General features: G+C 67.0%; 12 protein-coding genes and 1 riboswitch. Of the genes, 7 read left to right on the top strand and 5 right to left on the bottom strand.

All coding sequences use genetic code 11. The features are described from left to right. The first annotated feature begins 16 nt into the window (after positions 1-16). Entirely contained in the window at positions 17-2,167 is a 2,151-nt protein-coding gene (locus OG874_RS14335; RefSeq protein ID WP_330255629.1) for a BTAD domain-containing putative transcriptional regulator, read from the top strand. 435 nt (positions 2,168-2,602) lie between these two features. After that, positions 2,603-3,046, top strand: a complete 444-nt coding sequence (locus OG874_RS14330) for an NUDIX hydrolase (protein WP_330255628.1) — start codon at positions 2,603-2,605, stop codon at positions 3,044-3,046. 116 nt (positions 3,047-3,162) lie between these two features. On the opposite strand, the gene OG874_RS14325 is transcribed toward OG874_RS14330, so the two are convergent. Further along, positions 3,163-3,873, bottom strand: coding sequence for a S1 family peptidase (locus tag OG874_RS14325; RefSeq protein ID WP_330255627.1), 711 nt, complete (start codon positions 3,871-3,873; stop codon positions 3,163-3,165). A gap of 185 nt (positions 3,874-4,058) precedes the next feature. On the opposite strand from OG874_RS14325, the gene OG874_RS14320 reads away from it, so the two are divergent. The 3 genes from OG874_RS14320 to OG874_RS14310 all read left to right on the top strand — a co-directional run bounded on the left by OG874_RS14320 (position 4,059) and on the right by OG874_RS14310 (position 7,958). Continuing rightward, a complete protein-coding gene (locus OG874_RS14320) occupies positions 4,059-4,760 on the top strand; it encodes a response regulator transcription factor (RefSeq protein ID WP_330255626.1) in 702 nt (233 codons plus the stop codon). Between the two features lie 152 nt (positions 4,761-4,912). Then, a complete protein-coding gene (locus OG874_RS14315) occupies positions 4,913-5,845 on the top strand; it encodes a HAMP domain-containing sensor histidine kinase (protein ID WP_442943401.1) in 933 nt (310 codons plus the stop codon). A gap of 886 nt (positions 5,846-6,731) precedes the next feature. Then, complete coding sequence (locus OG874_RS14310; RefSeq protein ID WP_330255624.1) at positions 6,732-7,958, top strand: DUF4153 domain-containing protein; 1,227 nt, start codon at positions 6,732-6,734, stop codon at positions 7,956-7,958. Between the two features lie 30 nt (positions 7,959-7,988). On the opposite strand, the gene OG874_RS14305 is transcribed toward OG874_RS14310, so the two are convergent. Then, positions 7,989-8,855: an SGNH/GDSL hydrolase family protein gene (locus OG874_RS14305; RefSeq protein ID WP_330255623.1), complete on the bottom strand. Its 867-nt coding sequence runs from the start codon at positions 8,853-8,855 to the stop codon at positions 7,989-7,991. Between the two features lie 260 nt (positions 8,856-9,115). Between OG874_RS14305 and OG874_RS14300 the strand changes: the two genes are divergently transcribed. Next, positions 9,116-9,577 carry a GNAT family N-acetyltransferase gene (locus OG874_RS14300; protein ID WP_330255622.1) on the top strand — a complete coding sequence of 154 codons (462 nt, stop codon included), beginning with the start codon at positions 9,116-9,118 and terminating at the stop codon, positions 9,575-9,577. A 63-nt stretch (positions 9,578-9,640) separates the two neighbouring features. On the opposite strand, the gene OG874_RS14295 is transcribed toward OG874_RS14300, so the two are convergent. After that, positions 9,641-10,141 (bottom strand): LOG family protein, encoded by a 501-nt coding sequence (locus OG874_RS14295; RefSeq protein WP_330255621.1) that lies wholly within the window; start codon positions 10,139-10,141, stop codon positions 9,641-9,643. Positions 10,142-10,599: 458 nt separating this feature from the next. Continuing rightward, on the bottom strand, positions 10,600-11,970 hold the full coding sequence (locus tag OG874_RS14290; protein WP_330255620.1) for a purine-cytosine permease family protein: 1,371 nt from the start codon (positions 11,968-11,970) through the stop codon (positions 10,600-10,602). Beyond that, positions 11,967-12,081: riboswitch (TPP riboswitch) on the bottom strand. (Overlaps the previous gene by 4 nt.) 169 nt (positions 12,082-12,250) lie before the next feature. Here OG874_RS14290 and OG874_RS14285 point away from each other — a divergent pair. Beyond that, complete coding sequence (locus OG874_RS14285) at positions 12,251-12,529, top strand: hypothetical protein (RefSeq protein WP_330257288.1); 279 nt, start codon at positions 12,251-12,253, stop codon at positions 12,527-12,529. Between the two features lie 161 nt (positions 12,530-12,690). On the opposite strand, the gene OG874_RS14280 is transcribed toward OG874_RS14285, so the two are convergent. Next, positions 12,691-13,785: a carboxylate-amine ligase gene (locus OG874_RS14280; protein ID WP_330255619.1), complete on the bottom strand. Its 1,095-nt coding sequence runs from the start codon at positions 13,783-13,785 to the stop codon at positions 12,691-12,693. Between the last annotated feature and the right edge of the window lie 102 nt (positions 13,786-13,887).

Below are 13,887 nucleotides of genomic sequence, written 5' to 3'. Positions count from 1 at the left end.
TGAGGTGTGGGATCGCATGGTCGATGACGAAATCAGTGGCCCCCGTGGGCGATTGGCGGCAATGGTACGGAAGTATCGGCGCCGCGCGGGTTTGACCCAGCAGGAGACGGCCGAGTCGGCCGGATTGAGCGTCGGCGCCCTGCGCGACCTCGAACAAGGCCGAGTGGCCCGCCCACGCGGATCGACCCTGCGCATGCTCGGGGACGTACTCGAACTGTCCCATGGCGAACTCGCCGAATTGTTGCGCGAGGTCGACGAAGGCAGTGCCGTCGGCCTGCGCATCGAAGTGCTCGGCCCGCTCCGGGTTTGGGTGCACGGCAAACTCGTCGACCCCGGTTCGGAAACACAGCGACTGCTGCTGGGCATGCTCGCGCTGTCGCCGAACCACCCGGTGCCCAGGAACACATTGCTGGAAATGATCTGCGGCGAATGTCCACGGGGTCAAACCGGGCATTTGCTCCAATCGCGCATCTCGCGGCTGCGCGGACGCTTGCAGCCCAACCGGGCGGAGTCCGAATCCGACGATATCCTGGCGGCGGTTCACGGTGGCTACCGCCTGTCGGTCGCCGATGGACAGCACGACCTGAAAATCTACTACCGCACGGTGATTCGAGCCCGTGCCGCCCGCGACCACGGCGACCTCAGCGCGGCGTGTGAACTCTTCGCCGAGGCAGTCCGGTTGTGGCGAGGTGAGCCGCTGGCGGGCCTCGACGCTCTGCAATCTCACCCAACAGTGGTGCGGCTGGCGCACGAATATCGGACGGTCGTCGTCGAGTACGCAGCGGTCGCCGCCGAGCTCGGTCGATACCATGCGGCACTGCCGTTGTTGCGGAGGGCGGCCGATACCGACTCGTTGAACGAGGCTGTCCACCGAGAGCTGATGATCGCGCTGGCGGGCGGCGGGCAACAGGCCGCCGCGCTCGCCGTTTTCGACACGCTGCGCCATCGCCTTGCCGACGAGCTGGGCGCGGATCCGGGACCGGACCTGACCGCCGCCTATTACCGCATACTGCGCCAGGAAGTCGCTGCGCCGGAGGTCGTGCCGATCACAGCCCATCGCCAATTGCCGCCCGCGACTACCGATTTCACCGGACGAGCGGCACAACTGCGGGAATTGTGGGACGCCCTGCCCGCGCCCGGCAAGAGTAACTCGATGACGATCTGTGCGATCCTCGGTATGGGCGGGGTCGGCAAAACCAAGCTGGCAGTGCAGATGGCGCACCGGTTGCTTGCCGACGGACGCTACCGTGACATCCAGCTCCATGCGGATCTGCGAGGTTATGCGAGTCGGCCACCCGCGGAGCCCGCGGTCGTGCTCGGGTCGTTCCTGCGCTTGTTGGGAGTGCCGAGCGACCGGATCCCCGCCAGTCTCGACGACCGTTCCGCGCTGTACCGCGATCGTCTCTACGATAAGCACGCGCTGGTGCTGCTGGATAACGTCGCGGGCGAGAGCCAACTGCTTCCGCTGCTGCCCGCCGGACCGGATAATCTGGTGTTGGTCACCAGCAGACGAACGCTGTGGCTGGATGGCGCCCATACGCTGTCGCTGTCGGCGTTCACCGCGGATGAGGCGCGGCGAGTGTTGATACGTGCCGTCGGCGAGGCCAGGGTGGCCGCCGAACCCGACGCTGTCGACCAGGTGCTGACCCGCTACGGCAGGCTTCCGCTGGCCGTAGCCCTGGTGGCACGGCGGCTGCAATCCCGCTCGACCTGGCGCTTCGCCGACTTTCTGGAACGACTGGACGAGGTCGGTGGCCCACTGAACGAGCAGGCTCGGGGTAGCAGACACCTGCGGGCCGTATTCGATCTTTCCTACCAGGCGCTCGACCCCGTACATCAGCGTTTGTTCCGGTTGCTCGGATTACATCCCCGCGACGACTTCACCGTGTATTCCGTTGCGGCGCTGGCCGCGCTCACCTCCGCACAGACCCGGCAGCAACTGGACCGTCTGGTCGACGAGCATATGATCGTGGAGGTAGACAGACATCACTACCGGTTGCCTGGTTTGCTCGCCGACTACGCTCGCGATCGAGCTGCAAGCGCCGAATCCCGACAGGAGCGGCGATCCGCACTCACCCGTCTGCTGACTTCTTCCTGCACCGCCGTCCCGAGCCTCGCTGAGTACGGTGGTCCATCACCTCGGCGCGACGTCATCTCGCACGGGTAATCGGCATCGAGTTCCCGCCAGCGGCCGCGACCTCTCCGCCGGTGACAACTACACCCTCAACGAGCACTGCACCCCCGTGAAATACGGTGTCGCGCCGAAGGATTGCGAAACCGACGGCATCTCTTCTGATATGCCACTGCCACTGCCCCGCACTTCCCGATCCCACCCGCGCCACGGCATCTGGCCGAGACCACCCCGACCGCAGCGCCGCGGTCACCGAACTTCCAGGAACCCGACGTCTCCGACAAGCTCAGTGACAGGACAACCGCTGCTGTGCGTGGCGTTGGCCCGCATCGCCGACGCCGATCTATCGTGAACCAGCCGACACCAATTGGAACCGGCTGTCATGTGGCAGTGATGTCACGGTAACATTGGGACGATCGCTCTTACATTGACGCGGCAGGTCCGCCCGAATAAAGGCTGGTGAGTCCGCCGATGTCGGTATCGATGTTCGACGAGGCGCTTCCGCGCGGTGAACGTGATGGTGTTGGGCTGCGAGTCGGCGCGATCATCGACCGGGGTGGGGAAGTGTTGCTTTTGGAAGCCCACAGTACGGGGCCGATCCAGCTGACCCGCAAGCTTCCGGGCGCCACCGTGGAACCGGGCGAGTCGGTTGCCGCGGCAGTGATTCGCGGAGTCCGCGACGAGACCGGGTTGACCGTCACCGGCATCGGCCGGCACATCGGCGACTTCGACTACTTGTCTCCGGCTGGAAAGCCGGTCCGACGCTTGCATTTCGCCGTGGACGTGGCATCCACCGGCCCAATTCTGCTCACCGCACACGCTGGCTACGTATGGGCGCCGTTGGACGGAGAACTGCTCGTGACGCCCTCCATCCGCGGAATCCTCCAGACATATAAGGACCTCGTCTACCGCTGAGCGGGTATCCGGCCGCCGCCCACGGTAGTCGAAACATGCCGGGGCACTTCAACTCACGGTCGTGAGTGTCACGATCGGGGAAGGGCGGGCGGGAATTCGAGCCAGGGGTGCGGTATTCAGAGCGGTCGAAAACCTGCTCCCACACCGCCGCCCGCATCGATCGCCGCGAGCACCATCCCGATCTGTGTCGCCACGGCCGGATCGTGCAGCGGCGCTATCAGGCTCTCGCAGCCGATGTCGAACACCCTCACACCGAGCATCTCGACCCCGATATGTCCGACATTCATCCCGACCAGCCGGTCGCCGATGGTGACTGGTCCGCCCGAATCGCCGGGCCGCGAGCAGACCTGGTGCTGAAACCACCGCAGGTTCGTATCCCACACCAGACCGCACTTGAATCCGGAGGTGCGGCCGTTCTCGCAGACAATGTCGCCCAGCCGTGGCGGCGTGCCGATGCCGTCGATGAAGGTCTGCGCGACCTGGCGGATCGGCGTGACCTTGGCGCGGTCGAAGTCGATGACGGCGAAGTCGCTGTCGTGATCGACAGCGGCGACGGTGCCGATGACGCCCGCCTGCCGCGCCTCGGCCTGCACGGACATACCGATCTCGGCGCAGTGTCCAGCGGTGAGTCCGACCATGCGCTCGGCGCGGTCGTAGCCGACGGTGGTGAGAGTGCAGGTATATCGGCCGTCGAGCAGAATGCCCGATCCGCCGCCGAGCATTGCCCGCTGTTCGGCCAGTGCGTTTCCGGGGAGCCCCATGGAGGCGATGACCGCGACTGCCGCGGCCACGAGCACGCGTATCCCGATCCTTCCCAGCGCAACCATGTCGCTAACTGTCCGCTGCCGCCGCGACTTCTCGGCCTTCGGTTTCGTTGCGGGTAGGACACGGTTCGATGTCTCCGTTGGGTTGTCACAACGGTGCTTCGATCGCCGGCCGCTCGCTGGACGCACACGGAATCTCCACAATTGGTGCCGCTTCTCTCCACAGCGGGTGGCTAGGGTTTCGCTTCATGGAACAGAACGCGGCGGTCAGCGGGCAGGGGGTGCGACGGATTCTGGTGGTCGATGACGAGGTGACCATCGCGGAATCGGTCGCCGCGCGGCTCCGGGCCGAAGGGTTCAGCGTCGATCTGGCGCACGACGGTCCCGGTGCGGTCACCGCGGCCGAGACGCTCGCGCCGGACCTGGTCGTCCTCGATGTGATGCTGCCGGGCTTCGATGGCCTCGAGGTGTGCCGCCGGATCCAGGCCGCGCGCCCGATCCCGGTGCTCATGCTCACCGCGCGCACCGACGAAACCGATCAACTCATCGGCCTAGGCGTCGGCGCCGACGACTACCTCACCAAACCGTTCTCCCTGCGGGTGCTCGCCGCCCGCGTGCACGCCCTGCTACGGCGCATGGACCGGGTCGCCGACCGCGACGGTGCGACCATCATCGTCGGCGACCTCCGCATCGACGTCGACCAGCGCCGCGTGTGGCGCGCCGAGGTCGAGGCCCAGCTCACCCCGCTCGAATTCGACCTCCTGGCCCGCCTCGCGCGTCGCCCGCGCGTGGTCCTTGCCCGCGAACGACTCCTGGAAGAAGTCTGGGACTGGGCCGACGCCGCAGGCACCCGAGCCGTCGACAGCCACGTCAAAGCCCTGCGCCGCAAGCTCGGCGCAGATCTGATCCGCACGGTGCACGGAGTGGGTTACGCATTGGAGGCACGATGACCGACCAGCCGACTTCGGATCCGCCCGCTGCGGCATCGGTGTGGCGGGCGACTGTCGTGCGGCAGGTGCGGGTGGTGTCGGACGCGGTGGCGGAGCTGCTGCCGCGGCCGCTGGATCCGGTGAAGTCGATCAAGTTGAAGTTCGCGATTCTGATGTTGGGGTCGGCGGGGGTGGCGTTCGGGTTCTTTCGGTTGCGGATCGGATGGTTGCCGCCGAAGACGACTATCGCGGCGACGGTGATCGCACTGCTGACTTCGCAGATCCTCGCGCACGGCACCACCAGGCCGCTGCGGGAGATGACGGCGGCGGCGAAACGGATGGCGCAGGGCGATTACACGCGGCGGGTGCGCGCCAGTTCCCGCGATGAGGTCGGGCAGTTGGCGGTGGCCTTCAATCAGATGGCCGCCGACCTGGCCGCCGCCGATCAACAGCGCCGCGACCTGATCGCCAATGTCTCGCACGAGCTGCGCACCCCGATCACCGCACTGAACGCGGTGCTGGAGAACATGGTCGATGGGGTGTCCAAACCCGATGACAAAACCCTGCGCACCGCGCTCGCGCAAACCGAACGGCTCGGCCTGCTCGTCTCCGAACTGCTCGACCTGTCCACCATCGAATCCGGCGCCCGCGCACTGGACCGTGAACATCTCACCGTTACACCGCTTTTGGCCGAGGTCATCGCCGAGGCGGAGGTGACGGCCGCGGCACTGGGGCGCGGCGTGCGCTTCAGCACCGATGTGCAACCTTGCACCGCAAGCGTTTTCGCAGACCGTGCACGCTTACATCAGGTGCTGCTCAACCTGCTCGACAACGCCGCCCGCCACGGCCCCGCCGGTGGTGAGGTTCGCATCGAGGCCCGCGCCGACCACGGCCACCTCACCATCGACGTCCAAGACCAGGGCCCCGGCATCCCGATCGCCGAACGCGCCACCATCTTCGACCGTTTCACCCGCGGCGGCCGCACCGACGGCGGCGGCACCGGTCTCGGCCTGGCCATCTCGCGCTGGATCGTTGACCTCCACGGCGGCACCATCGCCGTCGCCGACCCCGGCTCCCGCATCCGCGTCGTCCTCCCCGACCACTGACCCACCCCGCAGGCCCGCAACCCGGACCCACAAGGTCCCGGGTCGATCCCGCACACCGACATGAGGGGCACCCATGCCAGACCAACCCACGCCTGACAACCCACCGCAACCCGAACCGACACCGTTGTCGGAATCGCCGAACAAGCCCGGCTCCGACTGGAAGGCGCCGTTGCCGAGATGGCGACGGGTCGCATGCCCACCGGACGTCCTGCCCGCAGCCGGCCTCGCCGGTCTCGCCGGCGCGGCCTTGATCCCCTTGGACCGCCCGGGAATCGGCTGGCTACTGGCCGGTTCGATAGTGGCCGCAGTGGTGTTCACGGTCGACCGCCGAGCCCGCCGAGCCGCCGCGATCGAAGGTGATGCCCAGCCGGCCACGCCACTCGTACCGGCCGTACCGCCATCGGACAGCCCGCTCTCAGCAGCAGCCGCGGTGACCGTCCCGCTATCGGGCAACCCGTTCTTGACCGTATCGCCGTCGACCAGTGCCGCGGTTGCGGTGGCGGAACGAGACTCGGGCCCGGCAGTTACGAGCGGTTCGACGCGGTCCGAAGGTGCTGAGGCGAAGCCGGGTCGGGCAAACGATTCGGCCGGACGGCCATCGGCGGAGCTGCCCACGGCCGGGCCCTCCGTGACGGACCCGTCGTCGGTCGCTGCGGCCTCATCGTCGTCGGTGGAATGCGATCCGGCGGTCACGGGCGGTTCGACGCGCTCCGAAACTATTGGCGCGGTGTCGGATCGGGCTGGAGGTTCGGCCGGACCGTCATCGGGGATGTCCTCTGTAGTGGGGCAAGATTCGGGGCGGTCGGCTGGGACGGGGCGTGCTACGGGGGCGCGGCGCGAGGGTGGGGGTGCTGAGGCGGGTTGGGCTGGTTCGGGGGCGGGTGGCGTGGGATTCGGGGTGCTGCTGCGGAGTTGGGGGCGGGTTTGGTGGGTTGTGTTGGCGTTGGCGCTGTTGGGGGTTGGGGCGTTTCGGGCGGCGGGGTGGTTGTTCGCGTTGTGTGTGGTGGGGGCGGGGGTGGCTGGGTCGTTGGCGGTTGTGGGGCGGCGGTCGGTGTACGGGGCGTGGTATGACGTGATCGCGGTGCCGATCGAGTCGGTTGCGGGGATTCCGTGGGTGTACGCGGCGTTCGGGCGGATTGGTGACGGGAAGGGGAAGCGAGCATCGCGGGTCGGGGTGTCGGTGGCGGTGACCGTCGCTTTGTTGGCGGTGTTCGTGCCTTTGCTCGGTGGTGCCGATGCGACCTTCGCGAAGCTGCTCAGGTCGGTGACGCCGGAGATCGATGCGGGATCGGTTGTGCAATGGATCATCCTGTTCGTGGTCCTAGGGTTCGGCAGTGTGGGGGCGATATATCTGCTGGCGGGTCCGCGAGCCGCGGCGGAAGGCGAAGCGAGCGGCCGGTTCCTGCGACGGCTGGAGTGGTCGCTGCCGGTGGGCGCGTTGACAGTGTTGTTCGCGGTCTTCGTCGCCGTCCAGTTCGTCGCACTGTTCGGCGGTGACGACTACGTTCAGCGGACCGCGAACCTGACCTACGCCGAGTACGCGCGAACTGGCTTCTGGCAGCTGTCGATCGTCACCATCCTCACGCTCGCCGTGATCGCCGTCGTATTGCGTTGGGCCGCAAAGGACTCCGCTACCGATCGGGCCTGGTTGCGAGTTCTGCTGTGCGCGTTCGGCCTGCTCTCGCTGGTCATCGTCGCCTCCGCACTCGGCCGCATGTGGACCTACCAGCAGGCATACGGATTCACCGTGCTGCGCCTGCTGGTCGAGGTCTGCGAACTCTGGCTCGGCTTGGTCTACCTGCTGATGATCGTGGCCGTACTCCGCTTGGACGGCACCTGGCTGCCACGCGCCGCGATCGGGACCGGAATGGCGACCTTGTTCGCCTTGGCGATCCTCAATCCGGAAGGCCTTGTCGCGGAACGGAATATCGATCGCTGGCAACACGGCAAGAATCTCGACACCCAGTATCTCGGCAACCTCTCACCCGACATCGTCCCCGCCCTCGACCAACTGCCCGAACCACAGCGCAACGACGTCCTCGACCGGATCCGCGCGAGACTCGACGAGGACACCTGGCAGAGCTGGAACCTGTCCCGCGCGCATGCCCGTTGATCCCGAACCAGCCGCCGTTCGGTGGAGCTGTTACCGGCGTGGGGTGAGGGTGCGGAGGCGGGTGGTGATCAAGTCGGCGACAGCGGCCATTCCTGCGGCAGTCGGATGGCAGGGGCTGCCCGGGTAGGTGCGGCGGGGCAGGGGGACGTAGAAGTCGATGGTCCAGGCGTCGGGGCTGCCTGGAGGATGGCCCAGGCTCGGTGTTCGCGCATCGATGAGTTCGGCACCCGTGCGGGTTGCGGCGGATTCGGTATGTGCGGCAAGGGATTCGGCGAGGTGACGGTAGTGACGGTCGACCGCGGTGTCGGTCGCGGCTTCCGGGCCCAGCACGGACAGGTAGTTCACCAGGAGGATGTGGGCGTGCGGTGCGTGCGCGGCGACCGCTTCGAGTACCTCGACGATCTCGTTTTCGACATTCGCCAGCCGACGAAAGGCCGCGGACGCGTCGCCGAACTTCGCGATCGGCGGCAGCAGTCCGAGCGGTCGCGGCAGCCGGCGGGCCAGCAGGTAGGGCGTGAGGCCGATATCATTGCCGCCGATGGTGACGGTGACCAGATCGGTACCGGCACTGACCGAACGGATCTGCGGCGGTTGCCCGTACTGACGGCTGCGCAACAGATGCTCACACGTCGCACCGCTGCTGGTGACATCGGTGAGCGACAGCCCGGCGGCCGTAGCGACGAGATGCGGGTAGTTGCGCTGCGATCGCCCCGCCAGCCGAGGCGAGCCCGGCACCCGGGGCGCGATACCCGGCCCGGACGCGAACGAACTACCCAGTGCGACGTACCTTTTCTCCCGCCAGACCGCGAGTTCCGTCGAGGCGGAGACTGTCGGATCGGCGTCGATCCGCCGCTTTGCTGCGGTCGCTTCATGGCCACCATCCTGGGAATTCGTCACCGTACCCACCCGTCCGTCGTCCAGCTGATGCCGGGATGCACGGCCATGATATGCGTGGACGAATCGGCCCCGGTTCGCCTTGCATATCAGCGGGAAGGTGCCCCTCTATGTCGGAGGGATCCAGCGGCTTGCCGACGAGGGGGCCGGGTAGCGACGCACGGTGCCGTCGCGCTCCGGCCTCGGTGAGTCCCTCACGCCCGGCTCGTCGCCGTGATCGTGGAGGGTGGGAGCGGCGTGAACCGCCCTGCCAGACTGGCCGAGTGATCGTGAGACTCGCGCGGGAGCAGGATATTCCGGCTTTTCTGGAGCTGGCAGCTCAGGTCGAGCACTGGTTCGGCCCGATGGTCGAGGACCCCGGCTTCCACGGCGCGGTGCTGAACAACATTCGACGCGGCACGGCGCTGGTCGCCGCTTCGGGCCCGAATGTCGTGGGCGGGTTGTTGTTCGGAGTGCGCCGAGCGCCGATCTATCACGTCCGCTGGCTCGTCGTCTCCGAACCGGAACGCGGGGTCGGCGTCGGTCGCGCGCTCATATCGGATGCCGTGCGCAGATTCGTCCGAGCACCTGCCACCATCGAGGTGATCACCTTCGGCCTCGGACACCCCGCCGCCACCGGCGCCCGCGCGTTCTACGAGAGCCTCGGCTTCACCCCGGCCGAAGCGGCCGCCCCGGGTCCGGAAGGCGGCCCGCGCCAAGTCTTTCGCCGAATAGTCAGCGCATGACCCGCCCCGGGCCTGCCGCTGTTTGCACTGACCACGCGTCACCAACGTCCATGGTCAGCACTGCTAGTTCAGCGCGCGGTGAACTGCGTCGGCGGGATCGGAGGCGAGTTGTGCCGCCGCTATTGGTTTTCCGGCGGCGTCGTGGATCTGCCAGCCGCCGAGGGAGATGATGGGGATGGTGCCGCGGTGTCGGGCAAGGGCGAGTTCGGAGAGGGTGCCCCAAGAGCCGCCGATCACGATGACGGCGTCGGCGGAGTGGATGAGGATGGCGTTGCGGGCCTCGCCCATGCCGGTGTAGAGGACTGCGGAGAGCCCGGGGCAGACGGCGGAACGATCGGTATCGGGGCGGACGCCGATCACGAGACCGCCCGCGCGCGAGGCACCTTCGGCGACCGCGGCCATGACGCCGGTGCCGCCACCGCACAGCACGGTCGCACCGGCCGCCGCGAGCAGTCGCCCGACCTCCTCGGCCCATCCGGCCTCAGCCGCGGTACAGTCGCGCGGCCCACACACCGCGACCTGTGCTGCTGTCCCACTGGATAGGCGGCTCGGCTGCGGCGTCACCAGTGGCCCCCGCACCCACAGGTCGCCGCCATCAGTGCGACGGCGAGGACGTCATGGACTCCGGATAGTCGCGTTGTGAGCACGGGATGCGCCCGCCAGCGCCACGCATGGACACGGGTCCAGGACGACATCGTCGAACTCGCCGGATCAAGGGCCGAGTTCCTCGTCGGCGAAGTCCCGGGCCGTCCGGTAGGCCCAGTCATGTCGTCGACAATAGTTGCCCGATGCCCCAACACTTGTCGGCGAATTGCTCGCGATCACCTGAGAATGGCAAATGCCCCGGTTCGTGTCGCGTGAACTGACCGTGCGGACACCAAACCCCGCTGCAGGGTTCCCGCATACCCAGTGATCGCCTCGGACAATGTGCAACCTGGATGGGGCGATCATTGCGTCTGTGACAGCACCCCGGCCCGGGGCAGGTGCGCGTCGCCGGTGTCGCACAGCCGACTTCGGCGGGTCTACGAGGTGCTAGCCCCGGTCTTGCGCAGCGAGATCCGCCCGACGATCCAGGCAACCGCGACCGCCGCGACGAACGACAGCAGCGACGCACTCATCCAAGCCTGCTTGGTGAAGTGCAGCTTCTCCTGCGCATGCACCCAGAAGTCGGTCCACACGCCAGCATCGCCCGGGTTGATCAGCTGGTATACCGAAAGCCCCACCAGCCACGCGAAAACCATGCCCCACCGCGAGGGCGCGTCGATCGAGGTATTCCACTGCCCCTTCGCGCGCAGGAAGAAGTCCGCGACGAGCACGCCGAGCAGCGGCACGAACACCGAGCCGATCAGGCCGAGGAAGCCGAAGTAGTTCTCCATATTCAGCCGCAGCGCCAGCAACGTGATCAGCACACCGAGACCGACCGACAACACCCGGCGATCGACCCGCGGCGCGAGGTTCTGGATCGACACCGCGGTCGAGTAGACATTCGCGAAAGACTGGTCGGCCTCACGGAATACGAAGATGAAGAAGAACACCGCACCCAGGCTGACCGTCAGGAACGGCGAGTACACCCCGCCGTCACCGGAGGCGAGCGCCAACGCGAACAGCCCCAACACGTACGCGATGATCTGGGTGAACGCATACGCCCCACTCGCCGCGCCGAATGCCGCGCGGGTACTGCGCGAGTGCCGGGTGTAGTCCGCGGCCACCGGCACCCACGAGATCGAAACCGCCAGTGCCGCATCGGTGGCGACCCAGAACAGATTCCAATCGACACCGAACGGTCCACTGCTCTTGGGGCCCGGGTTGGTGGTGAGATCGGGCAGACCCTCGCGAATGAACTGGAGATAGAACCAGATCAGGGCGATCACCACGCCGACGGTCACGAACCGCCGCAGCATCCGCACCGAACCGAGCGGCCAGATCGTCAACACGGTCGTCAGCACACCCGCGGCGACCACATAGACCCAGTGCGGTCCACCGTCGAACAGCTCTTCGGCCGCGTTGCCGATGACGATCAGCTCGAAGGTGCCCCAGCCGATCAGCTGCGCGATATTGAGCACCGTCGGCAGATAGCTGAGCTTTGCGCCGAATAGCCCGCGCAGCAGCATCATCGCGGGTTTGCCGGTCTCGGTTCCCGGTATCGCGGCCAGTCCGAGCATGAGACCGCCGACTACCGTCCCGATGATCATCGCGAGAATGCCCGCGGCGATGGAGATCTGCGCCGCGCCGTCGGTATTGGGCGCCAGCACCGTGTACGCGCCGGAGAACGCGAACAAGCTGACCCCGAGGTTCGCCCAGAACGCACTCTGATCCCAGAACGACAGCACTTTGGGTGCGGGCTGGTCCAGGGTCAGCGGAGCTTCACGTCGATCAAGGGTGGGTGCAGACATCCCGGTACCGCTCTCCCTACGCCGGCATTACCCGGACAGGTTCATGCGGTCGGCGAAACGTGGGGTCCGCCCTCTCAGCCCGGCCGTGCCCGAGCTCCCGCGTGGGTCGTTCGGGCGAATAGTACACCCGCTGCGCGCGGTGCGGCCATCGGACATAACAGACAGGTTCCGCGGACGCCCCACGAAAATCGCATCCGCCGCCCATACTGTCGGGTACCGATCTGGTTATCGCTCGGTTATCTGCCATTCTCGTCCGCATCGACCTGGAATGAGCGCGCCCATGATCCTGATCGCCTTGCACGAGACCGTACTGGCCCAAATCGGCAACCCGACTCCCGAGGCGCCGCCCGCCTCGGACAAGATCCTCCAGATGGTCAGATATCTGACCTGGCTGGTGCTGCTGTCGGGCGTTTGCGGCATCACCTACGCGGGTGGCCGGTTCGCCTGGGAGAAGTGGAACGGCGGCACGCTGGAGTCACCGAAGATGATCGCCGGAGGGATGATCGGCGGTGTCATCGCGACCAGTGCGGGCACCATCATGAACTCCGTCATCGGCTGACCCTTTTGCCCGACGGACGTATCAACTACGCTATGTAGTAGAACGTCTCGGGTGGGAGGCCGCAATGAGTTCGGTGACGGCGCGACGCTATTGGCGCTCGTCGCGGTTCAAGCTGTCCGTGACGGTGGACCGCGCCCCGTCTTCGGCTTGCCGCCCGCCGGTCAATAGCAGCCTTCGAGAGTAGCGGCGGCGAGCTCATCGATGACCTCGGTGACGTCGTTGTGCGCGCGCAAGGCGGCGCGCTGTCGTCGGGCGCCGTTGCCGCGCGCCGCGACTGCCGCGACCGCCGCGGCGACGAACTCCTGATCGCCCGACTGCTCGAGCGCCGGGGTTACATAGTCGATCAACTGGTCGAGCAATATGCGGGCGGGCACAGTGCGTCCGGTGCGGGTGTCGAGGCCGTCACCGTCCAGGCCGGACCGCGCGGCCTTCCAATACGCGGCACGCAACACCTCCGCCGGCACCGGGGGCGCGGGCCGCCTCTCCTCGAGCGCCATCGCGACCGCGGCGCGGATGAGTGTGGCCAGCAACGCGGTTTCCTCGACGGTCGCGGGCACATCGCTGACGCGCACCTCGACGGTCGGGAACGACGCTGAGGGCCGCACATCCCAATACACCATCGCCGTATCCAGGATGCTGCCGCTGGCCAGCATCATCTCGACCATATCGTCGTAATCCGCGATGGATGCGAAGAAAGGTGGCGGCCCGGCGCTCGGCCACCGCCGCCACATGATGCTGCGCCAACTGGCGTATCCGGTATCGGTGGCGCGATACACCGGCGAATTGGCTGTCAACGACAACAACACCGGCAACCACGGCCGCAGATAATTCCCCACCCGCACCGCGACGTCGCGCGCGGGCACCCCCACATGGACGTGGCAGCCGCACAGTCCCTGCTCATGGGCCAGCATGCCGAAATTGCGTTCGATGCGCTGATAGCGCGGGGTATCGGTGACCGGGAACTCGTCCTGCACCGCAGGCGGCACCCCCACCGCGAGCAGCCGCGCACCGTGCTTTTCCGCGCAACTCGCCACGCCCGTGCGCAATCGGCGCAGGTCATCGAGCAATTCCGAGGTCTTGGTATGGACTTCGGTATTGGTCTCGATCTGACAGCGCGTCAACTCCAACTGCAGATCGATCCCGACCTCGGCCGCCGCCGCGGCGACTTCGACATTTCTCGGGGCCGGCGCGCCACTGGCGGGATCGGCCAGCAGGAACTCCTCTTCCACTCCGACAGTCGGCAGGGCCGCGTTCATTTACTGGAGTTTACTGTGGCGATCCGCGCGGTTGCGGGCATCGTTCGAGTTTGCAGTGCCCGTTCCGAGATCCGGGGCAACCCATTCGCCGGCATCGGTGAG

The sequence above is a fragment of the Nocardia sp. NBC_00565 genome, from assembly GCF_036345915.1.
Classification (GTDB): Bacteria; Actinomycetota; Actinomycetes; order Mycobacteriales; family Mycobacteriaceae; genus Nocardia.
The sequence above is the reverse complement of the archived record's forward strand: the minus strand, read 5'-3'. Positions and strand labels throughout refer to the sequence as shown.

Excerpts from the sequence above, each read along its gene's own strand:
- OG874_RS14330 (WP_330255628.1), top strand. The coding sequence starts at position 2,603 with ATGTCGGTATCGATGTTCGACGAGGCGCTTCCGCGCGGTGAACGTGAT.
- OG874_RS14315 (WP_442943401.1), top strand. The coding sequence starts at position 4,913 with ATGTTGGGGTCGGCGGGGGTGGCGTTCGGGTTCTTTCGGTTGCGGATC.
- OG874_RS14280 (WP_330255619.1), bottom strand. The coding sequence starts at position 13,785 with ATGAACGCGGCCCTGCCGACTGTCGGAGTGGAAGAGGAGTTCCTGCTG.
- OG874_RS14320 (WP_330255626.1), top strand. The coding sequence starts at position 4,059 with ATGGAACAGAACGCGGCGGTCAGCGGGCAGGGGGTGCGACGGATTCTG.
- OG874_RS14335 (WP_330255629.1), top strand. The coding sequence starts at position 17 with ATGGTCGATGACGAAATCAGTGGCCCCCGTGGGCGATTGGCGGCAATG.
- OG874_RS14290 (WP_330255620.1), bottom strand. The coding sequence starts at position 11,970 with ATGTCTGCACCCACCCTTGATCGACGTGAAGCTCCGCTGACCCTGGAC.
- OG874_RS14285 (WP_330257288.1), top strand. The coding sequence starts at position 12,251 with ATGATCCTGATCGCCTTGCACGAGACCGTACTGGCCCAAATCGGCAAC.
- OG874_RS14325 (WP_330255627.1), bottom strand. The coding sequence starts at position 3,873 with ATGGTTGCGCTGGGAAGGATCGGGATACGCGTGCTCGTGGCCGCGGCA.